This is a genomic window from Arthrobacter humicola (assembly GCF_022803015.1).
GTDB lineage: Bacteria > Actinomycetota > Actinomycetes > Actinomycetales > Micrococcaceae > Arthrobacter > Arthrobacter humicola_A.
Genome location: NZ_JAFKON010000003.1, coordinates 179,169 through 204,741 on the forward strand (window position 1 = coordinate 179,169; position 25,573 = coordinate 204,741).

Below are 25,573 nucleotides of genomic sequence, written 5' to 3' on the forward strand. Positions count from 1 at the left end.
GTTCCTTTTGTGGAACCCTTAGCGGCGATCGGCGCTGGGTGCTGAGTTTCGTGGTCATCGGGCGTCGAGACTCCCCTGCCGCTCCAGGCGGGAGGAGATTGCTCTTTCCACTAGTCGGCGGGCTGTGCGGAGGGACTTTACGGGCCCGGCCTATCCACTGGACAGGTTTGAGCGTACAACGATGTCATGGGTGCCCTGGCTGCTTGGTGGCGGACGCGTTTTTGTCCGCTCGGTGCCGCAGTTTTCTCCGCGGCTTTGGTTCTCGCTGTGAGCGGCTGCGTGGGGGCCCCTCCCGGGCCGGCGCCGTCGAGCGTCTTCGCGACCCAGGCAGCGACGGATTCCCTGGAACGCAGGGTCCAGGCAGCGACGGATTCTCTGGAAGGCAGGGTCCAGCACTTCATGGATGGCGGGGCGACGTCCCTTGTTGTGCAGGTGAGATGGCCCGGCGGCGAATGGTCCAAGGCCTACGGGGTGCGAAACCTGGACAGCAAGGAGCCGGCCCGGCCCCAGGACCGGGTATCCGTTGCCAGCATTACGAAGTCGATGGTCGCCGTCTCCGTCCTGAAACTCGTCGACCAGGGACTTATCGGGCTCGATGACCCGGTCAACGGCGTCCTGGAGAGCTTCCGGACCACGCTGCGGCCGCCCGGACCGATCACCGTCCGCCAGTTGCTGAACCACAACTCCGGCATGCCCGATTACGTAGATTCCGAATACACGGCGGGACCACTGAAGCAGGTTGCGAACACACGGCTCAGCATGCAGCGAGGACTCGAACTGGCCGCCATGCTCCCCTGGGAGGCCAAGAATGTGGGCCGCTTTTCTTACTCGAACTCCAATTACCTGGCCCTCGGCCAGCTGATCGAAAAGCTGCGCGGACGGCCCGTCGCCGACGTGCTTAACCAGGACATCTTCGGACCTCTGGGACTTCAGCACACGTCGCTGGCCGAACCGGACCGCGGGGCTCCGGACAACATCCACGCCTACATCATTGATGGCGGCGAACGGGTCGATGTCACCCAGCCCGAGATTTTTGTCGGCTCCCCCGCAGGCGGCGTCATCTCCACCACGCAGGACATAAACACCTTCTACCGGGCCCTCCTCCGCGGCCAGCTTCTTTCCCCCGCCATGCTCGAGGAAATGAAGAAGAAGACCGAATTCTGGGAATACGGACTCGGTCTAGCGCGGTTTCCTGACGCATGTTCCGGCGGCTTCCGCTACGGCCATGCAGGGTACGCATTCGGCTATATGAGTATTTCCATCACGAGCGCCGACGGCGGCAACCAGATCACGATGACCATGGCGCACGCCCCGCTGCCTTGGCAGGACCCTGCAACTGCACGCCGCGCCGACCTGCTCCAGACGCAGATGGAACAGGCCGCCCAGGAAACCCTCGACCGCCTCTGCGGCCAGTGAACAGATTAGGGAGCCAGGCCTGCGTGGAGCTCCCTCCGTTGTGAACGCCGCGACCCTGGCCGAAGCCCGCCCTGCACCCGGGCTTATCCCATCCCGGCAATGCCAGCCCAAACGCCACTCGCGCCGGTCCCGCCACCGCCACGGTCATCGTCCTTACAACAACGCCTGCAGCGCTTGTAGCGGCCGCCATCCTCGGTGAACTCCAGGTGCCAATCATGGCGCATGTTCAACCTGCACAACAGGGTCCTGAGCATGACCCTCTCCGATCTGAGACACGATCCACGCAAACCGCGATCCCTACCCAGCCAACGCAATTTTATGCCCGCACCCTTGTCGCCGCCAGCGAAACTCCCGCAGCACCTCACCTCGTGAACAGTGCCGGCCCCCCGGCTGGTAAATCGCCGCCGGCTTCATTCACAGCATCGATTGGCGGTGGTTCGGCTCCTTAAAGCACGTCCACCCGGCCAGAGGGCCTGGCCGGTAGCTGAACGGTCTGGATCGTATTATCCCGTGATGATGCCCGTAGATGGGGACGAAGCAGGTCTTGTGAGTTGGTCCGTAATCTGGTCCGTCCAGCCGTCGTCCGCCGCCCAGTCCCGGAAGTCTCCGAAACGGCCCCCGACGAGCCGGAACAACATCCGGAGCGGTGCCGGCATCTGGCCGGCCTTGTAGACACCGGAAAAGATCTCGTGGCCGCGAAGCGGAACCTCCTTGACCAGGACTCTGGCTAGACGCTCCTGTTGCAGGGCCGCCCCGCGCTTGCGAAAAGGCCTTGGCAGCGCGTCAGCCATCCCTACGCTGAATGCCCAGACGGGCCGTATGGCCAGCTCTCGGGCATGGCCGTTGAAGAACGGCAAAGCCGGTGGCAACCAGGCCTGGTTGTGGATGGCGCTGCCGACCACAACAGCCTCGGACCGGCACTCGACCTCGCCGCGTGCCACCGCCATACGGGATGCTACATGTTGAGCTATCTCCCGGGTGGACCCAAAAGCGCTTGCATAGGCAACAAGAACAGTCATGGAGCCTCCAGTTTTCCTTTCTCCAGCCTCACGGCACCTGTGCCGCCGCGGACGTGCCATAGGTCCTTTGGTTGGAGGTCACCGCAAGCCGCACAGGTCTGTTTGGAGACTTACATCGGTGTGCGTCATCTCACCCAGACCTCGAGGCTGCATGAACCTGTGTCGGTAGAAATAGGCAACGAGAGGGGTCACCGATGAGCCACGGCATCACACGTACACGGGTGTGTACATTGTGCACGCCACCTTTGGCCGGGCAAAAACACACCATCCCCTCCCCCGCGCCAGCCGGGCGCAGCCATACGAGCAGACGAAACTTCAGGAAGTTTGGCGCAGGTCATGTCATCACCACAACCCCACGACATGAATAGGTACAGGACCGACCACGGCCACCAGGCCACCCCAGAAAGGAGACCCGGATGAACCCACATCCCAGCAGGCGGAGAGCCCACCAGTCAGGACTCTGAACCCGCCACCCACATAACTCCATAGGCCACCGCGGCGTCAGGCACCAGCCGCAACAAACGTCAGAGGGACCCAACCAGGGTCAATGTACACACGTCAAAGCAAAAACCCCCTCTGACGAGGGGGAATGCTGTGCCCGAGGTGGGACTCGAACTGCATTCCCACCCTTGCAAACACTGGGAACCTGCGGAAACATGCGGAATCCGGCCCGATCCGGCCCCGGTACAACCAGCCCGAAGCCGAAAGTGTGTACTTTGTACACACTTTCTTTTGCCACATCCCAGGCAACCCAAAGCGCTGCGTAGGAACCAGCGAAACGGCCAGTCAACGATGCTGAACTTAGTTTGGGCCTCCAGAAACCAACGGGCTGGTTTAGGCGCCGACGCCGCCCACGAGAGGATGAGTGTCCCGCCCCAAATATCGTGAAGCAGGCCGCACAGAAATCTTGGCGTTGCCACAATCTGGACGAGACGGAATGAGGCCTGTTCCCTCTTCCACAAGCCAAAGTCGGGAATCCGGCCACGCCTCTGCGAAAGGTGCCTGCGGCGGATTCTCCCTAGCCATCGACAGTTACCACGACCGGTATCGATGCCTTCGTCGATCAGGACGTTCCCATCCTGCAGGAACGCGGCCCGTTCCGCCTCAATTACGAATAGGTCCGGGAAAGATGATTCGTTGCACCGCTCCGCGGCATTTGTAGACTGAGCAGGGATTCACCTATTCGGTTGGCAGGGGATGGGAATGAGAATGGCCACTTTTCGGGAACTCCACCACACTACGGCACCACTCCCGCTGCCCAATGCGTGGGACGTCGGATCCGCGTTGGCATTTGCGACAGCGGGATTCCCCGCCGTCGGCACCACCAGTTTTGGCATTGCGGCAAGTGCCGGTCTGCCGGACGGAGGCCGGTCCAGCAAAGCCGTAACCACCGCACTGGTGGCGCAGCTGTGCCGCCTGCCTGTACACGTCACGGCGGACATCGAGGACGGCTACTCCGATGACCCCGCCGAGGTCGCGGAACTAGTGGCCCAACTGGCTGCCCTAGGCGTGGCCGGGGTCAACCTGGAGGACAGCACCGCCGGGCACCTGATCGATCCAGCAGCCTTCGCCGACAAGGTTGCCGCCGTCAAGCGGCGTAGCCCGGCTGTGTTCATCAACGCCCGGGTGGACAACATATGGTTCGGCGAGCAGGCCACTGTGGATGCCGTCCTCCTCCGGGCGGGTCTCTACGCCGACGCCGGGGCAGATGGGATCTTTGTCCCCGGACTCGTGGCGCCGGAGGACATCCAGATCGTCACCGCCGGCATCGGGCTGCCGGTCAACGTGTTGGTCCATCCCTCGCTGACCGTTGCCGAGCTGGGTGATCTGGGGGTGCGGCGGGTGAGTTCCGGCTCCCTCCCGTACCGCGCAGCAATTGACGCCGCGGTAAACGTGGTCACCGCCCTGCGCGACGGCAAGCAGGCGCCGGCCGCCACTCCGTACTGGGAAATGCAATCGCGTCTCTTGTCATTCAGCCAGCCCCTCACGCACTAACCGCTGTCAGTGCCACCCCGCTACTTCCTGCGGCCGCAGATGCCACGGAGGTCAGTAATCCCACGGTCAGGGACGTGATCCTGGCAGCAACGGATGAAATCCTGCGCCGCAATTACCCGTTCGTGGCCAGCCGCAATGCGCTGACCCGGGAGGGCGAATGGTGCCTGCGGGTGCGTGCGTGAGCCCGAGGTGAAGGACAGAGACCCGGAAGATGACCTGGTTCACGGTGCGGGCCTGCACATTTGTCCTGGAGCACCGATGGCCCGGCTTGAGCTCCAAGAGTTGAACCCATACGTTGGGGTTGTGTGCTACCGATAGCCGTGATTATGACGAGCGGCCACTCAGAAGAGGCCAGGACGGCAGCTCACATCCACATCGGTCCGACGGAACGGTCTGATCCTGCTGTGATTCGGTGGCACCGGTGCTTCCGCAAATTGGTTTAGCTGATGCTCAATATCGCACTTTGGGCACAGTCCGCCGTAAGGGCTATGGAAAGCTGGCGTCATGGGATACCAAAATCCAAGCTACTACCAGAAAAACTTGAGATTGGTCTGAGAGACTGCGCGAGACCAAGCTGCCAGCGTTGGTGAGCCAGATCAAAGGAGCCACTCTATGGCCGGATCGAGAGGAGCTGATTGTGGAAGACAACGTAAAGTCGGGGGGCTCCGAGGGCGAGAATGGCAGCCCGAACGGTGGCCGGCTTTTCCAGGCAACCTTGGTAATTCGAGTCTGGAGGGACACGGAAAGTCCCGAACCCTTCCGTGCCCGGATCATTGCGGGATCGCCAAACGGTGACGAACACACAATTAGTTATGCTCGCGACCGGGCGGAAGTGGTCGCAGCGGTGAACCGTTGGCTAGACAACCTGCCAGACGATTAGAAACTTGCCCGATTCCGCCTCGCCAAGCCCTGCGCCTACAAAACGTCAGCGACGAGCCGCCGAATGTCCTCCGACGGCGCAAGGCCCATGTCCTCGTGCAGCTTCGCTCGATATGTTTCGAAGGCCCGAAGGGCGGCAGCATTGTTGCCCTGATGCCTTTGAGCCCGGATGAGCAGCCCGACCGCACTTTCATAGAGCGGTTCAAGTTCCAGTGCTGCCTCCGACGCTTCCGAGGCAACCTCAAAGTCGCAGCGCGCCAGCGACTCGCGGGCAATGATGTGGAACGCGTGGAGCCGGTCCTGCCGCAATCTGCTCTGTTCAAAGAGCACCCAATCGTCGTACCAGCCCGGGAGCAGCTCGGCATCGCGAAGCAGGTTCAGGGACGATGCGGCGTTGCCGTTGAGCCCGGTCTGGCTTAGCTCCCGAACGCAGGACCGGACCCGGTGCAAGTCGACATCCACCAGATCGCTGAGGGACAGTTCGGCGCCCCCGTTGACCAGCAGGCCCGGGACCTGTCGTGAGACCAGGTGCATGCTCACCCGCAGGCTCTCCATGGCCCGGCTCTCGCGACTCTCCGGCCACAGGAGCCCTACCAGGTAGCTTCGAGGGCGGGGACCGTGGATAGCCAAGGCGGTGATGAGCCGCTGTTGGCGCATCGCAACATGCATAGTGCACGAGTCCATGCAGAGTCTCCACGATTGGAAAAGGCTCAGCTGAAAATGGCAAAAGTCGCCGCTTCCCATTGGTACCCCCAAATCCAGCGTGACTGCGAGCTGGAACAGTTCTAGCCACGAGCATCCGCATTTCGGCTGGGCATGTCAATGGCCCGCCGCATGTGCCGGTTTTGTGAAGCGAAATGGCGTGAACTGGGCACCCTGACAGCACATGCACAACACTGTCGCCATCAAAAAGTGCCCTAGAATCCGGATCAAAAGTCCCTAGTGGTGACGTTTCTCTAGACAGGCTTGACAATCTCAAATACCGGATCTCCCCTGGTCCCCCCGGGCATGGTCACCGCAAATTCGTGTCAGATGTTTCGAGAAGTCCGTCCTCATCTGCTGCCTGCAGGGGCGGCGGTACGAACCGGGCGGAGGGTAACGCGTGAGTAACGCGTTATCGCTAGGACACACACCCCGGTGCGGACACTGTACGCACTCCCTTTGACCGGACAAACGCCCACCTGGCTCTCTCCCCAAGAGACAGCTAGTCGAGGCGAAAATTTGGAAGAAATCTCCCTCAGGTCATGTCACCCCCACAACCCCCAGGCATGAATAGGTACAAGACCAACCACGGCCATAAGAACAAGCCAGAGAGGAGCCCCGAATGACCCCAGATCCCAGCAGGTGGAGGGCCTACAGCCGAGGCACCTGATCCCGCCACCCACACAAGCGAATAGGCCACCGGGGCAACCAGGCACCAGCCGCAACCAGCGTCAGAGGGACCCATCCAGGTGAATGTACACACCTTAAAGCAAAAACCCCTCTGACGAGGGGGAATGCTGTGCCCGAGGTGGGACTCGAACTGCATTCCCTCCCCCGCAAACGCTGGACTCCCCCGGAAACATACGGAATCCGGCCCGGTCCGGCCCCAGTACGACCCGGTCCGAAGCCCAAAATGTGCACAATGTACACACCCCTATTGCTTCAAGGATGCCCGCCCGACACTCAGTGCGAAGACTGCCCTTACAAAGAATTTGGTGGCGCCGCGTCTCTCACTAGGCAAACTTGATCAAATCTTGAACAAACGTGCGATTGATTCCTGAATTCTGTCCAGCAGGATCAAAGCAGCCGGGGACTTCCGGTGCTCAGGTGCCTTCCATGGCCGAATCGCCCGCAGCTGCTAGCGGCTGATAAACGAGGGACTCGGCGGTGGAAAGTCCGCGATCTTCCATCATGTGGTTGGTCGCTGATGGAGAGTAAGGTGAAATGCCATGACCAACGATGATCGTCTGTCAGGAATATCCGTCGAATCAGACCCGGCGATGCCAGGCATGGGCACGCTAGTCATCCGCACGTGGCACGAGCCCGACCAGACGCCCGGCTTTCGCGCACGGATCATCCATAGCCAAGCCCCGGACGATGAGCCCACCACTGTCTCCACTGCCGATAGGGACGAGGTCCTAAGCGTTGTACGCCAGTGGCTGTTTGCCCAACCTGTTCCTCCCGGCAAGGTCTAGATATCTCCCGTTTGATTGCGGCCTGGCTGTCCCGAAATTTCTGAGACAAGGCGCTGAATGGCCCCCGACGGTGCAAGCCCCATGTCCTCCTTCAGCTTCCTTTGGTACTTTTCGAAGGCCCGAAGCGCGGCAGCATTGTTGCCCCGCTCCCGTTCCGCCCGAATGAGAAGTCCAACTGCGGTTTCATAGAGCGGTTCAAGCTCCAGTGCCGCCTCCGAGGCCTCCAGGGCAGATTCATAGTCACAGCACGCCAGCGACTCGCGAGCAATGATCTGGAATGCGTGGAGCCGGTCCTGCCGCAACCTGCTCTGTTCGAAGAGCACCCAGTCGTCGTACCACCCCGGGAGCAATTCAGCGTCCCGCAACTGGTACAGATATGAGGCCACGTTTCCTTTGAGCCCACTACGGCTCAACTCCAGGATCTGTTCCCGGACCCGGTGGAGGTCGACGTCGACCAGTTGGCTGAGGGACAGCATGTTCCCGCCATTGAGCAGAAGGCCCGGGACCTGCCGCGAAATGAGATGCACACTGACACGCAGGCTTTCGAGGGCCCTGGACTCTTGACACTCAGGCCACAACAGACCGACGAGAAAACCTCGGGGGCGGGGGCCGTTGATGGCCAGCACAGTAATGAGCCGTTGTTGCCGCGCCGCCACCTGCACGACGTCGGTCCCCCGGCGAAGTTGCCACGATTGAAGCAGGGTCAACCGAAAACCATAATCGTCATTGCCCATGGGTACCCCCAAAAATCCAGCGTGGGACTGAAGAGCTGGAAACCTATGTGGCAACCCTTTCGCAGTTCGGAGCGTGAAGTCAATGGCCTCCGTCATGAAGCGAGTTTTGGATGAAAAGTAGACTGCTCCTCAGCATCCGTAGGGCTTACGCGCAACAACTGCCACGCGGCGGTCCGAAAAAGGGCAACTACGACTCGAAGCCATTGACCAAGCGATCGCCCAGAACGACTACCGCGCAGCAAACATCCGCACCGGCTAGATCTACGTGATCTCCAACCGCGGAGCATTTCGGAGAAGGCGTCGTCAAAATAGGCCTGACACGACGCCTTAAACCAGCCGAACGCATCACCGAACTCAGTGGCGCATCGGTGCCTTCCGGTTCGACGTCCACACCATATACTTCTCTGAAGATGCAGTTACCTTCGAGAACGAACCGTGCTGAACTACCACCGCTTCAGTCTCGTGATGCATCGCACCAGGCGCCTGGCTCTCTACACCTTCGTGAACGTCGACGGCCGGGTCGGCCAGTCGCCCAGGCGTGATCGGGACCGGCGGTACTTCCACCCCGCCTGAAGCAGTCGGAGCAGGTCGGTGAGGATCTATGCGGATGATTTTGACCGCAGTGGTGAAGTTCGTCGGCGACATCACCTACATCCACACCTGGCAAGGATTCATCTACCTCGTCACCGTCGTCGACTGTTACTCGAAGAAGGTCGTCGGCTGGTCCATCGCCGATCACATGCGCACCGAACTCGTCGCAGATGCGCACAGGAACGCAGCCGCTACGACCCCGATCGAGCCGCTCGCGATCTGGCTCTCCGATCGGGGGCAGCGTCTATACCGCGACCGAATTCAGGGCCCTGATGGCCGGCCTGGGCGATGGGACGCACCGGTATGCTCTGGGACAACAGCATGGCCGGATCCTATTTCTCCGCCCTGAAAAACGAGCCCGGAGCGACGTCGTTCGCTACATCGAAGGGTTCTACAGCAGCCGGCGCCGTCACTCCGCGCTCGGATGCCGGCGGCCCAACGAAGACCGCCATGGATATCAACAGCCAGCCTTGGCAACGTAGAAGAATCCACCAATTCCGCTGTCCGAAATCCCCATGGCAACTTAGATCAGGGTCCGCCAGCGTTCGGCTACGGGTCAGGAGACGGCCCCTGGGTAGCAGCACTCGGCTGCGGCACTTCACCGCTCGACTAGCACCACCCTGCCTGCTTCAAGCCGGTACTCGAACGCTTCATGGAAGGCAGCCAGGACCACATCACCCAAGCTTGGCAACAAGGATTCTTGCGTGTGGGGCGGAAAATCGTTGTCCCAGAACCCCTGGCCGTCGGCGGTCGCGGAGTCATTGAGTAGCAGGAACTTGGCAACCACGACCCCCGGCGAGGACTCGGCCTGGAGAGCTTGGTCGTTGAAATGCGGTTCGCCCACGAGGAATCCATCTTGTAGATGCGGCCGCGGCGCGGAAGGCGGACACACTGCGCTAAGCCGGACCGCGACGGGGCCAACGGACTCATCCTCAGGAACGTCGTCGAGGTCTGAGATGAATGGTGGCATCGCCGTGACGTAGAGATAGCCCTCCGGCTTGGCCTCCTCGGTCCCGAGAGCGAAGGAGGCAGCCACTCGGAGCGAGCCCGTGAAGTCAAGCACAGGAGTGGGCCATAATTCGTAGTGTTGGATGACCGCCCAAGGAGCCAGCCGATAGGCATCTCGGTCGCGAAAACGGTCGAACGGTCGATGCCGAGGCAACTTGTCACGAAGGACAGCCCCGATGCGGCTGGACATCACGTCCAACGCGTCCCAGTAGTACTGCCGATCGTCGCGAAGATCAACCTTCTCACCTTCGCGCCACGGGACATTCCAGGTGTCTCGGAGAAGTGTCGGCCGGAGCGGGAAGTCCTCTGTCTGACCGCGGAAGAGGAGATGGTGCTTCTTGTTCATGACGTTCAGGAACGCAACGATTCTCACCAGTTCGCGAAAAGTTGTGACCTCATACGTCTCGATCGGGATGAGTTCGCCAGGCGGCAGCTTCTGCGACCGGAGGCTAGTGGGCGCCTTCTCTTCCCAGAGTCGCCAAGCGCCGATGCCGTAGTACAAGTTCTCTTCACTGGCGACTGTATTTGTGGACATATTGCCCCCTCTGTGGCTGCGCCACCAAGCTGTGTGATGCGGCTAACTTCTGACCAACGCTAGGCGGGCCTGCTGGTCAAGCGTTGCCGAGGACTGCCTGCACCATTGTCAGACTCAACCCAGCTCTGGCGTGGACGAACCGTCAAGGACGCTGGGCTGTCACTTTCAGCTTGGTTTGGCGGGTTTTCATCAGTACCAAATGGCGGTGCCGGGCTCTCAAGCCCCGACATCGCCGGGATCCCTGCGTCAGTTGCAGCAAAACCGCCATTCCAAACCTTCAGCGGGTTCCCATAGCGGCGAGAACTGCATTAACCACGGGACGACCAGTGACGTCATTGTGTTCGGTGATGAATTTATCCGCGTTGAGGTTGTACACGTTGCCCGGCCGGAAACTGTAGCCTGGTCCGACGGCGACCGCACGGAGTTCGGTCTCGTCCAAGCTCACTTCCGGGGTGTGTTGCGCGCCGTTCCGGCCCATGCCGCCGTAGGGATCGTCCTGGTCACCGAGTCCCGTGGAGTTGTCGCGCGCGATGCGCGAGGCGAGCGGGTAGGCGATGCCGACGGCCAGGTCGTTCTTCGTGTGCGTGATGACGACGGGCCCCGAGATGAGGGTACGGTCCAGGATTCGGCGGAACGCCCCGTCGTTTCGGCCATCAAACTTCCGGCCCAGGCCGTTGTGGGAGTAGGCGGCCTGCAGCAGGGTCATGGTTACGGGAGCATCTCCTGGCTCGATCATTGAGGCAGCCGCCGTCACGAGCCGGCCGCCGAAGCTGTGGCCGACCAGATGCACGGGCAGTTGCGGATACCTCTCCCGTACCCGCAGGAGCAACGAAGCCAAACCAGTCCTGCCCACTGTGGCCGCCCTGGCCTTCATCTGGTAGTACGTGCCGAAGTTCGTGATGCGCCGCGCCGCGGCCTTGGTCCCGGACAGCAAGTCCCCCAAGAACGCCGCACCGCCGTCCGACACAGCCGCGACCCCGCCTTCGCCGACCGGCAGGTCCACCGGCACCCCGACCGAGAACGCGTCGAACAACTCCTCGGGATCCCGGTCGAAGAATTCATAGGAACCGTCGTCTTCGTGCGCCTCATCGGGGTTCAGTACGCTGCGAATCCTCAGGACGAACTCGCGCCTCGCGCTCTCGGACGTCTCCAGTTGGTCGATCAGGGCGGTCGCTTGGTCGATGTTTCCGGCTCGGGCCGAGTCTTCGCCGGCCTCGCCGAGGCGGTCGGGATCGTGCTTGAGGGCTGAAAGTGCGCGCAGCAACGCCCGGTCGTTCTCGGCATTTGCTGAGGCGACGCCGCCACCGGGGATGAGGTCGGCGTCGGTGAACTTCTTGCTCGGCCAGAACACTCGCAGGACAGCCAGCTTAGGCGCAGCACCGTCCGCCGCGCGCTCCTGCAACTGGGCGAGATTTGCCAGGAAAGCGTCGTACAACTTTTCTGCGTCCGCCTTGTCGTTATTCCAACCGTGGGACAGCACCAGCAGGTCCGAGGCGTCACGGAGCCCGGAGAGCAGTGACGCTGCCTGTTCTTGGTCGAAGACCGAGCCGTCCCTGCGGAACTCGACATCAAACTGTCCGACGATCATACGAAGCCCTCCTATATTGACTGAATTGCCCTCATGAGGTCGACCAGGCCATGGCCCTCGAAGTACCGCTCCCGCCCAAGCGGGGTCGCGGCGCTGAGAAACGTCTTCTTCACCTCGAGCGGGCGACCGATGAACTCCCGCCGGATGGAGAGGAACGCAGCAATCGCGCCCGACACATGCGGAGCCGCCATGCTGGTACCGCTATCTTCGACGTAGTAGGCCCGTTTCTGTCGCCCCTTCGGTCCGGTGTCTTCAGCGGCTGCGGGGGCATCGCCGTTGGGCGTGCCCTGTCCCCACGAGGCACCCGGTGCCGCTGAGGTGCTGTCCCCGCCCGTGGCCGGCGCGGGCTCCAGCATCCCCCACGCCTTGCTTAGCCCGGAACCTGCGGCACAGGAGATGATGCGCTCTCCCGGCGCGACCAAGTCGGGTTTGAGCCTGCCGTCCCCGGTCGGCCCCTTCGAGGAAAAGTAGGAAATTCCGAACGTGTGCGGTGCCTCCCGGTGGGTCGAGCCCACTGTGATGGCGTCCTCGGCGTTTCCCGGATCGTTGATGGTATTCGACAGCCCCACCCGGGTGATCCTGGTACCTGCACTTAGGCTTGAGTAGCCGGTGTTACCCGCCGCGGTGACCACGACCACCCCCGCCCGCACCAGCCGGTTGACCTCCGTGCAGAGCGGGCTCTGACCGCAGGCGAACATCTCGGCGTCGAACTCGTAGCCGACGCTCAGGTTCACCCCCTGCACGCGCAGAAGCTTGGGGTTGTCATTCAGCCGTTCCCGGATGTATTCCAAGGCCCGGACGATGTTACTCGATCTGCCTGCACCGTTCTCGTCCAGCGCACGCAAGCTGACAAGCCTGCATTCGGGCGCGACGCCGTGGAAACGCTGGCGCTCACGGTCGCTCTGGATAACCCGCTGCCGTGTGCTGGTTCTGAGTTTGGGCCGATTCTCATCCTCATCGCCGGAAGCGATGTTCTGTCGCCTCTCCAGCACTACGATCTCGACGTCTCCGGGCGCTCGACCGGCGATAATCCCGGCGACGTGGGTGCCGTGCCCGAGCGGATCCTGCAGCGCGTGCGTGCGGTGCTCCTGCAGCCGGCGCTGCCGCTGCTCCTCGGTAAGGGGCGGACCGTCCACGGCTTCCTCGTCGGGATCGTCTAACTGCTGACCGTTTACGGGTGTGAAACACCGGTGAAGGTTACGCACCCGAGGGTCACAGAGCGCGTGGTCGCTATCCGACCCGAACTGCCAGTGGCTGGCGTCAATGCCGGAATCGATCACGGCCCATGTGATATTCTCGCCGGTCGCATCGAATGAACGCAGGGCCGCGTCGGCTTTAATCGTGGAGAGCGACCTCGTGATACTCGCCTGAACGGGGAAATCCGGCCAGAGCCTGTAGACGGACCGATAGGTGAAATCATCCATCCCTTGGTTCGCGCCCTGGCCGGCCTCTCTGTGGGCTCGCTCGACGGCGACTTCCTCGTCCGCGGCGATCAGCTTCTTCCACTCGTCGAGCTTCATTTCGCACCGGAAATATGTCTTCGAGATCTTCACCAGATGCCAAGGCGGGCCAGCCGCGCTCTCACCCTCCGGCACGAGGGCATTCTTGAACAGGTTCACGAACGCGGTCGCCGCCCCGGCGAGGCCATTCATGTGCTGCACGTTCAGCTCCACCATGTAGGGCCCTCGGTCCTCCGGTGTTTCGCCCAAGCCCCACCGCTTGCGGTGCTCATCGTCTTCAAGCTCCGGTGGAACGGTTACCTGAGAAAGACGGTCGCCCTGGAAATCACCCTGCTCGACAGGGCCATTCCCTCCAAGACTGCCCCTATTGCCGTCGCCCGGGACCGAGGCGTCTGTGGGTCCTCGCTCCATGAGCTCGTGCACGATCTCTGAGGTGGAAAGCCCGGCAAAAGCGCCCAACCGGTCCCGCACGGCTTGCAGGTCGGGCCGCAGCTCTGCGGGGCCGCGCTCGGCCAGGGCGTGAAGGAATTCATTGGCCTCGCCGGCTGTCTCCGGGGCCAGGATGGCACCATTGTCGGTCACCTGCGCCCCGGCAGCGGTCACGAGGCGCGCGGCACGCCCGGCCAGCTCGGGATCCTCCAGCACGAGGCTGATCAGCGGTGCCTGGAGCTGTTCAAACAGTGCGATCCAGCTCCGTCCTTGCTCGGTGCCGCCGAGTTCGTCCCTGGCCCGGCGCAGCGCAACGACCTCCGTGTCGCGGTCTAGCAGCTTCGAGCCGATCAGCTCGATGGCGCAGATGGACTGCTGGAGCAGTTCCAGCAGACCCGACTCGACCTCCCGCTTGACCGGTTCGGGATTGGCAGGGTGGAAGGATTCGGCCACGCTGCCCTGCCAGGGGCCGGCCTCGAGGGTGAAGCCGTAGGTCTTGTGCTGCGCACCGTCGGCAATGTGGCGTGCGTAGGCATAGTCGCTCAGCGTCCCCGTGGTGGGATACAAGCCGAGCCCGGATTCCCTGGTGTATTGTCGGCCGCGCACGTCGGCGATGGCCTGAACAATGCGGTCTCCGACGCTTTCGAAGCGCGTCAGGTCCCGCGGCGTCATGTACTCGGCGTAACTCGGGTCCGTGATTGGCTGGCAGGCAGTCGTCGGCAGGGTGGTGAACCCCTTCGTTGGGTCCGTCGTCTGGGTCGGTGCGTGTCCCCAGGGGTGGAGCACTAATTCGGAATAGGAATGCACGTCGGCGAAGCAATCGATGCCGCGGGAATCGAGCAGGTGCTGGACGTTGCGGGTCTCGGGCTCCGAAAACACGGACGGTCCGCAATAGACCTCCGAGCACGGGTCGCAGGAGGTCTGCCCTTCTGTGACGCCCCAGAGGAGGTCCGCATTGCGGTTCAGGTCCACCCCGTCACAGGGGGTCCCCGGGTTGTCGCGCCGGTTCTTGCGCCACAGGCTATCGACGGTCATCACGAAGTGGCGGCCGTCCGGGTTCACGCAGGGCAGCAGGTACACATCAAGAGTCTCCAGGATCAGTTTGACATCGGCGGCCGGCCAGATCCGGCCGCCGAGGACCACGTCGCTTCCTGTCCGGTAGCTGGCCACGAGGTCGACGGCCAGTTCGATGAGCAGGTCCGGGTTCATCAGTTCGCGCGCGTGCGTGCCGCCCACCAGCAACACGCACCGGCGGTTGTCCCCGCCGCCGGCACGGAGCCGCAGGGCACGGACCGGCCGGCCCTGGACCGAGGACTCGGGCAGCGTGAATTGCGTGCAGAGCTGCGGATGGGTCGCCGCGAGGGTGCTGCCGGTGGTATCGAGTTGGGAAACCGTGCGGTACATCAGACCTCTCCCTCCTGCTCCGTGCCGCCAAGGCGTTCCTCGAGCCAGGCGGCCGCGGCGTCGTCGTCCATGATCAGCGAGGGGTCCAGCGGACCTGCGGGTGCGGCCTGGACGATTGTGACTTCGAATCCGCTCCCGACGAGACGGGCCGCCTCATCCATGTCGACCAGCAGCCGGACCCCTCCCTCCGGATCGGGCACACGGTCCAGGTCCATGTCCGCCACCCGGCGCATGTCCATCCTTTCCGCAGCCCCGGCCCCGGCACCGGCACGGACAATGACCTCGTACCTTGCCTTCGCCTGGTCAGCCTCTTGGGGAGTATCCTCGCCAGCCATCACCGGCCTCCCTTCCTGAAGCAGGGCTTCATCCGGCCCGGCAGTACGTGAGCCTGCCGACTCGGTTCTCCCGAAAATGGAACAATTCTTTGTTCGGCTGCTTGCCGGCCCAAGCCTGGCATGGACAGCATGTGTCGTCAGCCACCCCCAGTCTGCGTAGATGCCGTTACTTGGGCGTTACAAGTGTTGGAGGGAGGCATCCCGGCGGCATCGATCCAGGTGTCGGCTCCGGCCAGGTCGGCGCACCTGTACCGGCTCTTGGCGGTTGGTGGAGAAAGTGTTTCCCGGGTGAGTGTCATGCCGCCGTCCGGACGGCACTTCTCATGAGGATAATCGATTTGTAGTTGCCGGAGTTCCGGTAGCCGCGGGCGGTTCGTTTGATGTGCTTGATTCCCGTGTTATTCGCCTCGACCTTGCCGGTTTTGGCGCCGATGACGATGATTACCTCAATCTCCTTCCACCAGCGGCACTCCGTGCGGTAGAGCTTGTTCGTCTCGGGCCGTCCTGCCGCCGCAACGAGGACCGGAGTTCGTCTTTCGCTGCGGCGGCCTCGACCAGGGAGATGGTGCGCAGCAGGATCCGCAGCTGTTCCTTGACCTTCCATACTGCCTGCACCTTGCCGGTGGCGTCATCGGCGTCGAAGACCGCTTCGAGCCGGTGGGCTGCAGTGTCGGGGAGCGTCTCGCCGGCGCGCACGAGCAGCATCCGGTGCGCCCAGGCCATGTCGATACTCCGGCCGCGGCGGCCCTTGACCTGTTGGGAGAGGTTCTGCCGCGCCTCGGTCACCACCTGATTGGCGAGGGAGACCAGATGGAAGTGATCAACCGCGACAGCGATCCGGGGAAGCCACATCCGGAACGCCGCGGACAGGTCGATCGCGACGACCTGCACGCCGAGCCGCCACTGGAGCGGTCGGGCGAAGAGCCAGTCGCCGACGCTCTTGTGGTCCCTGCCGTCCACGACGCCCAGGACCTGGCCTCTGTCCAGATTCAAGATGGTGGTCATCCACGGTTCGTGCCGGATCCACTAGCTGGACTCAGCATCACGGAAATACCGCACGGACCGGAACCGGTGCTCATCGATCCCCAGCAGCCGCGGACTCAGCTCATCCACCTCGAACAGCGTCAGGAAGCAGGCTTCGGTCAGCGCTGCACGGACTAACCACCAGGACACAGCGAACGCGGCGGCGGTCTCGGACACTGCCCGGCGGACCGGACAACCACATCAACTACGTGGCCCCGGAGCCTTCCGGTGAACCGTGCGCCGCGAGGGATCTGGGTCGTGGATTCAGAGAACGAGAGCCGGGCGCAGACCGGTTCATCGCAATACCAGCGGGATTTGGACCACAGGACCTGGACGGCGACAGGGATGTCACGGGTCCGCTGAGCGCCGTTCCTTCCGCCGTGCCGCAACGACACCACACGTCGTGCAGCCCGGAGGCTGGTCGGTTTCGACAATAATCTGGCGTTGTCCGTCCGCCAGGACGCTGACGGACTCGACGCAGTAGTCAGGCAGGTTGAAGATGCTGGCGGCAGCGTCGGTAGCCACCCCGGTAGGCTCATTCAAGGCTCGTGGTCCTGTTCCAGGTTGAATGCTGAGACACACTCATCCCAGCAGGGCCACGGGCCCCTCTTAGCTACGACACGGAATCAATCCCCCGTGAACCTTAAAGAGCCCCTGTACCCTGGTTTTCAGGAGTACGCGTGTCCGGCATCGCCGGGGTCCTGTTCCGCAGTCGGACACGGTCTGGAAACGCCGCCGCTGCTTCAGCGGCGACGAAGACTGGGACAAGACTCAGTCCGGATCCCTGCGGAGGCCGACGCTGCCGGGATGAGCGATTCGGAAGTCTCCGTGGACTCCACCGTCAACCGGGCCCACCAGCACGTCACGCTCCCGGCTTTCTCCCGCCCTGCACGTTGCCTCCGGATCTGGTGAAGATGGCAACGCGGGGGTCTGTTCAAACGTGGTCCGGCTGCTCTGCATGGTGGTCAGGGCGTGCGACTTCCTTCCGGTTGGCGATGTGACGCTCAGGGACGTGGTTCGAGCCATAATAACTTCTGCTCGTGCTTTGTTCCCGGATGATGATCTTCGCCCGCGCGCAACCTTGGTGGAAGTGCTACGCCGGAGCTGCATTATCCCGCAGGGGTGACCTCGCTCGCCGACCAGGCTCTCCTCTGGTAAGGACCGAATTCCCCATCAGTTTGACCCAAGGCCCTGCCTCCGTCGACTTGAGCCCTAACCGGCCGGAAAAACTTCAAAGTCAACCAACATCCGCCCCGCAGTCTTGCTTCACTGACCAGAAACCGTCGCCGAAGCCGACGTTGTACATGCGCACTGTGACTGTGGCCTTAGATGTCCGAAGCATCGTCAGTCCACTTCGGCCAGATGCGAATGAAACTGCGCGAACGTCCTGCGTGGCGCGGCGGCCTCGGTGGTCCGTAATCGGTCCGCGAACACCGACGCGCCTTAACGTTGTGGTGGCCACGCACCACCACATCGATCACATCTCAGGCTTCGCCGACCCAGCCTGAGCAAGGTACAGGTCGACGATGTCTGGGTGCCCTACATCGAGGACCCCGAGGACGAGAGGACGATAAGAACCTGCGTGGCGGGTCAGAACTACTAAAGCCTGTAGTAATGTTCATGTACCCTCCTTGCCATTTCAATATTAATTCTCGCATTTCATCAAGTTCGCCTGAACCGAAATGGGCTGGGGGCATCCTGTTCACAAAAGCATCAGAAACTCCGTTATCAAAAACCTCCGTCAATTCCGTCTTCACGGAATATGAGTAAGGATAACCTGAGACCGAATAATATTCCAGCTTCAAGGTTGTTCCAGGGCGTTGGGAACCTTCTATCCTTCACTCGGACTTCGTGCTCCGTTCCTGGCTTTAGAGTCCCCTCTGTACTTCGAAATTGCTCAAAGCCGAGAATCAAACCGCCAGAGCAATGCTTAGCGATGACCGCAACCTCCCGAAGCGGATACTCCGTCGGGTACTCTTTGCATCCAAGAGCCCGAGGCTCCAAGCCGAAATCGTTCAGGATACCCACTACTCGGCCACGCACTTCTTCTTGTTTTGGATTCAATGCAGTGGGGGCAGATAGAAAAATTGGAATGCGCATATCAACACTCCTTATATTCACATCGTAAATTTCTGGCTGGTAGGAGAATCCCAGAATGCGTCGCCAATTCGAATTGAACTTTTGCTAGTCATCGGATGACCTAAATAACGGCCGATGGGAGCTCTGCCGGATTTAACGAATTGTTACACCATGTGCGTTATCATTCCTTATCTCCGGTTTCAGATAATCCGAACCCATTTGGGTGCCTGCGAACATTATGCATCAATAACCATCTAGCTCACACGACCCATCCGCGAACCCAGAGAAGCCCCTGTAATTGCTCGGCGACTTACGTTCCGCTGTAGACCATCCTCCCGAATTGGGATGCAGATACCGTTGCGCGTTCCGAGCGAAGAGTCTACGGTTCTTAGTGGTAACGGTGATTCTTTGGTGACTGTCATGCCAGGCCCGGCTCTTACAGGATGTCCGAGACGAGTTGCAGAATCCCCTCCGAGGGTGCAAGGCCCATGTCATCGTTCAGCTTCGCTCGATACTTCTCGAAGGCCCGAAGGGCGGCAGCATTGTTGCCCTGCTGCCGTTGAGCCTGAATGAGAAGTCCGACGACACTTTCGTAGAGCGGTTCAAGTTCAAGTGCTGCCTCCGATGCCTCCAAGGCAGCCTCATAGTCGCAGCGCGCGAGCGTCTCGCGAGCAATGATGTGGAACGCGTGGAGCCGCTCCTGCCGCAATCTGCACTGTTCAAAGAGCACCCAGTCCTCGTACCAGCCCGGCAGCAGTTCGGCATCGCGTAAAAGGTTCAGGTACGAAGCAACATTCCCGTTAGGACCGGTTTGGCTGATCTCCCGCAAACAGGACCGGACCCGGTGCAAGTCAACGTCCACCAAGTCGCTTAGCGAAAGCTCTGCGCCGCCATTGACCAAGAGGCCCGGAACCTGCAGTGAGACCAGGTGCATGCTCACCCGCAGACTCTCTAGGGCCCGAGCCTCGCTACTTTCCGGCCACAGAAGCCCTGCCAAGTAGCTCCTCGGGCGGGTGCCGTGAATAGCCAGCGCAGTTATGAGCCGCTGTTGACGGGCCGCAACATGCATAACGCACGAGTCCCTGCGGAGTTTCCACGACTGGAACAGGCTCAGCTGAAAATTGGAAAAGTTGCCGCCTACCATTGGTGCCCCCCAATCCAGCGCGACTCCGAGCTGGAACAGTTCTAGTCACGAGGATCCGCATTTCGGTAAGGGGTGTCAATGGCCGGGCGCATCTAGCAGTATGCAGTATCGTGAAGCGAAGTAGCGTGAGCTCAGCACCCCGGCAACGCGTGCACATCAGTCACTACCATTGTCACTGGAGTCCGGGGCAAAGGCCTTAGTGACAACGCCCTCTAGAGATGAGCAGCCATCGCGGATTCTCTCAATCCATTTACCGCTCTTCGCCGGCGCCGGCCGACGTCGCATCCCAGATGGCCACGGTGGCCCAGGGAGCCAGACGGGTAACCCGTGGGCCCGTCAATCCATGGATGCTCCGTCGTAAACTCCCTAGCCGCCCGGTAAGGGAAGCACCCGCCGTTCGACCCGATCCACAGCCGCTAAACGATTGTGCCAGGCCCGCTGCTGCAGAACTGGCCGAACCAAAACTATCTTTTGAACTCGATTCGGACCGAGTTGTCGTCCGGGAGCACTATCACTGTTCCATCCCGCGGTGTCCAGCCGTCATGCAGGAAGAAGAAACGTCCGCCGCTGAGCACCAGCAGGCGCAGACCGCTGTAACGGTAGAGGGCTGTTTCCCCGCTACCCACTTTCATCTCCTTGACGGCATCCGTGCCGATTCCTAGCGGCTTGAGTGAGTAGACCTCCGCCCGGGGCATGTACTGGACTCCCTGCTCGAAATTCACTGCCAGCCGACGACCCAGCGCCTGGGCATAGTCAGCCGTGCCCCAGAAGAGCAACAGTGTCACGATGCTAAGGACCAGCGTGGTTTCCACCGCCCGCTGTTCCGTGGTGAGCGCTGGTCGTTTGGCGTCCCGGCCCAGACGGCGGAGGCGCACGCACCACGTGGCCACGAGCACGCCCAGGGCCATCAAGTACGGCGTATACAGCGCCGTCCGTGCAGGCTCAACGATGGCCAGAAGTAGACTGACGCCGACCACGAGCCCACTGGCCAGGGCGGCAATGCCGGCGGCTCGGACGATGACCGCACGGCCGCTGCCCTCCTCGATGCGGCGGCGCAGCCAGCGGTCCAGGGCCACCCAGACGACGCTGACGACCAGGAGGCAGACCAGCGGCAGAAAGAGCGCGTTGATGCTGATCAGGATGTAGTCCTGCACAGCGTATCCGAACAGGCTCACATCCAGACCCATCTGCGCTGCCTGGGCTTCCGCACGTGCCCAGCCGAAGTAGAACAGCAGCGCCGTCGCCACCGTGACCGGCGGGCCGATGGCCGAAACCACACCAAGGGCGCGGGACCACGACGAACGCTCGTCACCGTGGGCTTCCGTCATGGGATGTTGCCCGGCGCCGCTTGGAGGCACGTGTTCTGGTCCACCGCGTATGCGAAGGACGCCGTTCCCTTCACCGAAAGTTTGGCCTTGGCGACAGTGACGTCCACCGTGGCCGGCGCTCCCTGCACGGGAGTCGGTGCTTTGAAGTAGAAGTCCCCCAATGGGTAGCTGTCGCCGGGGGGACTCGCACGACGCCCCACCTTGGCCGTCGTCGTGCCGACGTTGACCTCACTGATGCTGTTAGCGGGGAGGCCGCCCAGAGTTCCACCCAGGAGGATGATGTCGCCCGGACAGACGGAATCGGACGGGCGGCCCACGACACTAAGGTCTTTGAGCTCTGGCGGGCAGGCAGTGCCGGGGAGGGGTGCAAGCTTGAACGGCACATCCGGCTTCTGCCGTCTGAAAGCAGCCACATCGCGCAGCACTTCGTAGGCTTTTACGGACCAGCAATCGGAATTCGGCAGTTTTGGCGGCTGCATCGTGTCCAAAGCCGCTGCACCCTCTTCCCACGCAGCCTTTTGGCCCTTCAGGCCCAGGCACAGCTTTCGCGCCACTCGCTCCACGGTGACGGGGGGATCGTCGGAATCCGGAACGACACCGCAGTTCCGGTCCTTTAGTCCCGCGTACCAGACCGGATCGTCTCGGCCTACCGGGCCGATCGGCAGCCAGTCGAGTACGGCGGTCTCCTGCGCGGGAGGCTTACCAGGCGCCGGCGGACCAGGCGGCTGAGCGGGAGGCTGACCCGGGGCCGGCGGACCGGGCGGCTGCGCGGGAGGCTGACCCGGCGCCGGCGGACCGGGCGGCTGCGCGGGAGGCTTACCCGGGGCCGGCGGATCCGGCGCCGGCTGACCCGATGCTGGTTGACCCGGTGCTTGCTGACCGGGGGCTGGCTGACCGGGCAGCTGGCCTTTGGAAGGCGGCGCGGGCTGTTGTCCCGGAGCCGGACGCTGCGCCTGGTTGCGGCCGTCACCGGTGCCGTCACTAGATCCGTTCGAGCCGCCCGATCCTCCAGTCGCCGTCCCGCTAGGGGCAGCTGCCCCGGCCGACGTGTCCGCGCCGGCATCCGCTGAAGTGCCGGGCGCGCTGTAAGCCGAGCCGCGGTCGCTGTTAGTCGTCACGCACGCAGAGAGAAGCAAAGATAAGATCAGCACCCAGAGAAAGTTGAATGGACGCCGGCGGCTGCAAGAGTGCATCGTGCATCAGCACTATCTCGGTCTGTGGGCCGCTGAGCACCTGTGGCGGGGGAATCTTTCGTGTCCTGCGCCCTCCATGGCCGGAATGGAAGCCAACGGGACTGAGCTAGGACGGGCTTCGGGATGGGCCAGCAAAACTGACATGTCTTTCACCTCGCAAGGCATCGTGGCTCGCAAAGCCAGGGGCCATAAGCATCAGATAATTCACTTGAATTGCTATTCGCAAGGCATCGCTGCTGCACGTCCCCACCAACAGTGTCCGGATGTGGCGTTACTGCGACGTTACAGCTATACGTTGGGCAGGACCTTGCAGGGGTACGCGACCAGTGGAATGCTCTTGTCCGCTGGTCTTCGTCACGGGATGACGCCCGGGGTCTGCCGGCATTCATTCTGATCAGCTGCGTACTCGAAAGAAGCAGATCCCTTCACCACCCAATCGGCGTCGGCGATACTGACGTCAGCCGTGGTCGGGTCCCCTGCGCTAAGGGGCGGCGCCAGGAAGTAAAACTCAAGGGGGTAGTCATTATTCGTGGAGCTCTGCCGCTGGCGTACAGGCGCCGTTGTTGTTCCCACCTTAACCGAACGAACGGTGCCAACGGGGAGGCCGGTGACATTCCCCAGCAGGACGATCACAGAGCCGGGACACACCAGGGAAGGCGGCGAAATGCCGCCGTCGTCCTCGAGGCCCTTGAGTTCAGGAGCGCAGGCGGTCCCGGGGCGGGGAGCAAGTTTCACGAGCGCATTTGGCTTCTGCTTCCGGGAAGCGGCGACATTGCCGAGCACATGGTAGGCGGTTACGGACCAGCAGTCGTCCGAAGGTGGCGGCGGCATCGTGTCCAGGGCAGAGACCACTTTCTGCCAGGCAACCTGGTCGCCTTTCAAACCTAGACAGAGTGTCTTTGCCGCTGCTTGCATGGTGTCAAAAGGTTCGGAATACCCGTCGAGCGACTGGCAGTCCAGGTCCTTCAGGTCCACGTACCAGACCGGGTCTCCCCGCCCAACCGGGCCTATCGGCAACCATTCGAGTACTACGGTCTCCGGTGCGGATGGCTGGTTGGGGGCAGGCGGTCCCGGCGGCGGAGCGGGCAGCTGGCCGGGGGCCTCGGGGGCTTTCGTCCGAGTAGTGGGCTGGCCTGGCACGGGCAGCGGTTGTTGACCAGGACCCGGGCCTTGCGGCTGACTTCGCACGCCGCCAGGGCCAGAGCCGCCGGGCCCTTCGGACGCTCCACTGGCTTGGCTCTTGTCCGTGTCGTCAGTGGGCCGATTCGACGGCGGGGTGTTCTGCCCATTGCCTACAGTAGCGACGGGACTGCTGGAAAACGAGTCGCCGCGGTCGCCGCCTGCCGTCATACACGCAGACAGAAGCCACGACAGAACCACCGCCCAGACGAAGACGGTTAGGTGGCCACGGCTATGGGCGTTCATCTCGCACCATCGTTGTTATCACCGGCGGGAAGGCTCCTGCTTTCGAAGGACTTGGGACATATTTTCCTCCAGTTCGCGCACCTGATCCAGTTCCATGGAGCCCATACGGGATCCCTGGAGCCGCACACCCAGCGGCGCCACCGGCGGATCCGGAAAAGTGCAAAAACCATGTCAACCTCCCGGCGTGGCTAAAGATGGTGGCCGGGGGTTACCCGAAGGCGCAGGGGACAAATGGCGGAGCCTCCTGCGGTCTCTACCGTGACCACCAAGAAATCCCGGGCTGGCAAGGACGGGACCCGTACGTCTATCACCGTAGGGCTTGGCCTGCCCACAATGGCCCCCTGCTTGACCACCAATGCACCGGATGACTGCCGGAAAAACACCTTCACGGGGGCAAAATGAAAGTTGGAGCCGTGCAGTGTTATCGACTCGCCCAATTGGGCTTCTTGTGTTGACAAGAACGGCTTAGCAAATTCCGGCTTAGGCGGTTCAATGTGGAAGGTGGCGCTGGCAGTAGCAGTGCCTGCGACCGTGTGGACGGAGACTGGCACGTCCGCCCCCTCTTCCCCTGGGGCCACGAGTCCTTGGGGTACGACAGCCATCAATTTATGAGCCGCAAGGGGCTCGCGCACGGTCGCCTCCTGGCGGCCGAAGAACACCTGCGGGGTACCGGTGTCGAGATTCCGCCCGAACAGCGTAACCGCCGTGCCAGGCCACCCGCTCACTTGATTGAAGGGCGGATCACCGAATTGGGGAGGTTCGGAGAGGAGGATGCGGAAGGCGGTCCCGGCGACGGCGGTACCCGCGCGTGTCTCTACCTTGACCCGTACATCCGCAACCGGTTCCCCGGGATGGACAAGCCCCTCGGGCACGAGGGCAGTCAAGGATGTCGCGGTAGGGTGCCCGACCACTATCGCTGTCTGGTGGCCGAAGAACACTTGGGTCCTACCCGCATTGAAGTTCCGCCCGCACAGCGCGACGGGCCTGCCGGGCCACCCGCTCACCGGGTCGAAGGCCGGATCGGCGAACGCCGGAGGCTCGGCCAGCACCCGGAATGGGGTCGCCGCGGCGGCGGTGCCGACGGCGGTCTGGACGCTGACGGGGACGTCCGCCCCCGGCTCCCCGGAGACGAGAAGCCCCTCGGGCACGGCAACCGTCAGGGTCCCGGAGGCGGGGGGCGCGAGGAGCGCCGCCTCCGCCGCACTGAAGAACACCCGCGGGATGCCGACATTGAAATTCCGCCCAGAGAGAATCACGGGGGTGCCCTGCGCCCCGTCGTCCGGGGTGAACTGCGCCGCCGGCGGATCGGCGAACGCCGGGACGAACGACGCCGGGTCCGCCCACGGCTGCACCGCCTCGCCCTCACTTTCGGCCACTACCCACGTAAAGTAGCCCTCGCGGCCGGGGTCGTTGTTCCGGATCCCCAGCGTCCACGTCTCCTCGGTCGCCCGGTCGAACCCCACCACGACGCCCGTGACGGTCCCGGCCCCCGGAACGCCAGCTTGCAGGACCTGGAACGCATCCCCCACGAAACCGGTTCCCCCGCCCTCGGGGCGTGTGGCCCGGAACACCGGCTGCGTCGTCGCCGTTACCGCCACGGCCGGACCCTGCCCTGCCCGCACGAACAACGACGGCGCCACCGTGCCGCCGACCATCGCTACCCGCAGGAACATCATCCGCGCGTAGATCCCGGCAAACTCCGGTAACGCTTCCCCCGCCAGCTGGGCAAAGCCGGCATCCACCCGCCCTGCGACGGGCGCAGCCAGTGGCGCCACCGGCGGATCCGGAAACAGTGCAAAAACCATGTCAGC

General features: G+C 62.6%; 19 protein-coding genes and 3 pseudogenes. 5 read left to right on the top strand and 17 right to left on the bottom strand.

Features of this window, described 5'->3' with window-relative positions:
* The first annotated feature begins 267 nt into the window (after positions 1–267).
* Positions 268–1,416, top strand: coding sequence for a serine hydrolase domain-containing protein (locus ARTB_RS08295; RefSeq protein WP_243178732.1), 1,149 nt, complete (start codon positions 268–270; stop codon positions 1,414–1,416).
* A 503-nt stretch (positions 1,417–1,919) separates the two neighbouring features.
* Here the strand turns inward: ARTB_RS08295 and ARTB_RS08300 are convergent.
* Complete coding sequence (locus ARTB_RS08300; protein ID WP_308197230.1) at positions 1,920–2,495, bottom strand: flavodoxin domain-containing protein; 576 nt, start codon at positions 2,493–2,495, stop codon at positions 1,920–1,922.
* A 1,149-nt stretch (positions 2,496–3,644) separates the two neighbouring features.
* Here ARTB_RS08300 and ARTB_RS08305 point away from each other — a divergent pair.
* Entirely contained in the window at positions 3,645–4,430 is a 786-nt protein-coding gene (locus tag ARTB_RS08305; protein WP_243178749.1) for an isocitrate lyase/PEP mutase family protein, read from the top strand.
* 915 nt (positions 4,431–5,345) lie between these two features.
* Here the strand turns inward: ARTB_RS08305 and ARTB_RS08310 are convergent.
* Positions 5,346–5,993, bottom strand: coding sequence for an AfsR/SARP family transcriptional regulator (locus ARTB_RS08310; protein WP_243178759.1), 648 nt, complete (start codon positions 5,991–5,993; stop codon positions 5,346–5,348).
* A 1,247-nt stretch (positions 5,994–7,240) separates the two neighbouring features.
* Here ARTB_RS08310 and ARTB_RS08315 point away from each other — a divergent pair.
* Positions 7,241–7,486, top strand: coding sequence for a hypothetical protein (locus ARTB_RS08315; protein WP_243178761.1), 246 nt, complete (start codon positions 7,241–7,243; stop codon positions 7,484–7,486).
* On the opposite strand, the gene ARTB_RS08320 is transcribed toward ARTB_RS08315, so the two are convergent.
* Complete coding sequence (locus ARTB_RS08320; RefSeq protein WP_243178763.1) at positions 7,483–8,220, bottom strand: AfsR/SARP family transcriptional regulator; 738 nt, start codon at positions 8,218–8,220, stop codon at positions 7,483–7,485. The two genes, ARTB_RS08315 and ARTB_RS08320, sit on opposite strands and share 4 nt — an antisense overlap.
* A gap of 190 nt (positions 8,221–8,410) precedes the next feature.
* Between ARTB_RS08320 and ARTB_RS21930 the strand changes: the two are divergent.
* Positions 8,411–8,653, top strand: a pseudogene (locus tag ARTB_RS21930) (GIY-YIG nuclease family protein); the annotation flags it as partial.
* Positions 8,654–8,845: 192 nt separating this feature from the next.
* Positions 8,846–9,293: pseudogene (locus tag ARTB_RS08325) on the top strand (DDE-type integrase/transposase/recombinase); the annotation flags it as partial.
* Positions 9,294–9,409: 116 nt separating this feature from the next.
* On the opposite strand, the gene ARTB_RS08330 reads toward ARTB_RS08325, so the two are convergent.
* The 14 genes and pseudogenes from ARTB_RS08330 to ARTB_RS08395 all read right to left on the bottom strand — a co-directional run bounded on the left by ARTB_RS08330 (position 9,410) and on the right by ARTB_RS08395 (position 25,567).
* A complete protein-coding gene (locus ARTB_RS08330; protein WP_243178764.1) occupies positions 9,410–10,354 on the bottom strand; it encodes an FRG domain-containing protein in 945 nt (314 codons plus the stop codon).
* A 277-nt stretch (positions 10,355–10,631) separates the two neighbouring features.
* Positions 10,632–11,942 carry an alpha/beta fold hydrolase gene (locus tag ARTB_RS08335; protein ID WP_243178766.1) on the bottom strand — a complete coding sequence of 437 codons (1,311 nt, stop codon included), beginning with the start codon at positions 11,940–11,942 and terminating at the stop codon, positions 10,632–10,634.
* Between the two features lie 11 nt (positions 11,943–11,953).
* Positions 11,954–15,235, bottom strand: coding sequence for a M14 family zinc carboxypeptidase (locus ARTB_RS08340; protein ID WP_243178768.1), 3,282 nt, complete (start codon positions 15,233–15,235; stop codon positions 11,954–11,956).
* Positions 15,235–15,570 (bottom strand): hypothetical protein, encoded by a 336-nt coding sequence (locus ARTB_RS08345; protein WP_243178778.1) that lies wholly within the window; start codon positions 15,568–15,570, stop codon positions 15,235–15,237. The genes ARTB_RS08340 and ARTB_RS08345 overlap by 1 nt, the downstream gene beginning before the upstream one ends.
* Positions 15,571–15,865: 295 nt before the next feature.
* Positions 15,866–16,174, bottom strand: coding sequence for a transposase (locus ARTB_RS21935; RefSeq protein ID WP_243178779.1), 309 nt, complete (start codon positions 16,172–16,174; stop codon positions 15,866–15,868).
* Positions 16,156–16,575, bottom strand: a pseudogene (locus ARTB_RS21940) (ISL3 family transposase); the annotation flags it as partial. The pseudogene ARTB_RS21940 and the gene ARTB_RS21935, both read right to left, overlap by 19 nt.
* Positions 16,576–16,596: 21 nt before the next feature.
* Positions 16,597–16,770 carry a hypothetical protein gene (locus ARTB_RS08360; protein WP_243178781.1) on the bottom strand — a complete coding sequence of 58 codons (174 nt, stop codon included), beginning with the start codon at positions 16,768–16,770 and terminating at the stop codon, positions 16,597–16,599.
* 171 nt (positions 16,771–16,941) lie between these two features.
* Positions 16,942–17,118: a hypothetical protein gene (locus ARTB_RS08365; protein WP_243178783.1), complete on the bottom strand. Its 177-nt coding sequence runs from the start codon at positions 17,116–17,118 to the stop codon at positions 16,942–16,944.
* A 1,203-nt stretch (positions 17,119–18,321) separates the two neighbouring features.
* Entirely contained in the window at positions 18,322–18,693 is a 372-nt protein-coding gene (locus ARTB_RS08370) for a hypothetical protein (RefSeq protein ID WP_243178786.1), read from the bottom strand.
* Positions 18,694–19,108: 415 nt separating this feature from the next.
* Positions 19,109–19,606, bottom strand: coding sequence for a bacterial transcriptional activator domain-containing protein (locus ARTB_RS08375; protein ID WP_243179588.1), 498 nt, complete (start codon positions 19,604–19,606; stop codon positions 19,109–19,111).
* Between the two features lie 674 nt (positions 19,607–20,280).
* Entirely contained in the window at positions 20,281–21,144 is an 864-nt protein-coding gene (locus ARTB_RS08380; protein ID WP_243178788.1) for a hypothetical protein, read from the bottom strand.
* On the bottom strand, positions 21,141–21,698 hold the full coding sequence (locus tag ARTB_RS08385) for a hypothetical protein (RefSeq protein ID WP_243178790.1): 558 nt from the start codon (positions 21,696–21,698) through the stop codon (positions 21,141–21,143). Before ARTB_RS08385 ends, ARTB_RS08380 begins: the two co-directional genes overlap by 4 nt.
* Before the next feature lie 993 nt (positions 21,699–22,691).
* Entirely contained in the window at positions 22,692–23,312 is a 621-nt protein-coding gene (locus ARTB_RS08390; RefSeq protein ID WP_243178792.1) for a hypothetical protein, read from the bottom strand.
* A gap of 638 nt (positions 23,313–23,950) precedes the next feature.
* Positions 23,951–25,567 (bottom strand): IPT/TIG domain-containing protein, encoded by a 1,617-nt coding sequence (locus ARTB_RS08395; RefSeq protein ID WP_243178794.1) that lies wholly within the window; start codon positions 25,565–25,567, stop codon positions 23,951–23,953.
* Positions 25,568–25,573 lie beyond the last annotated feature (6 nt).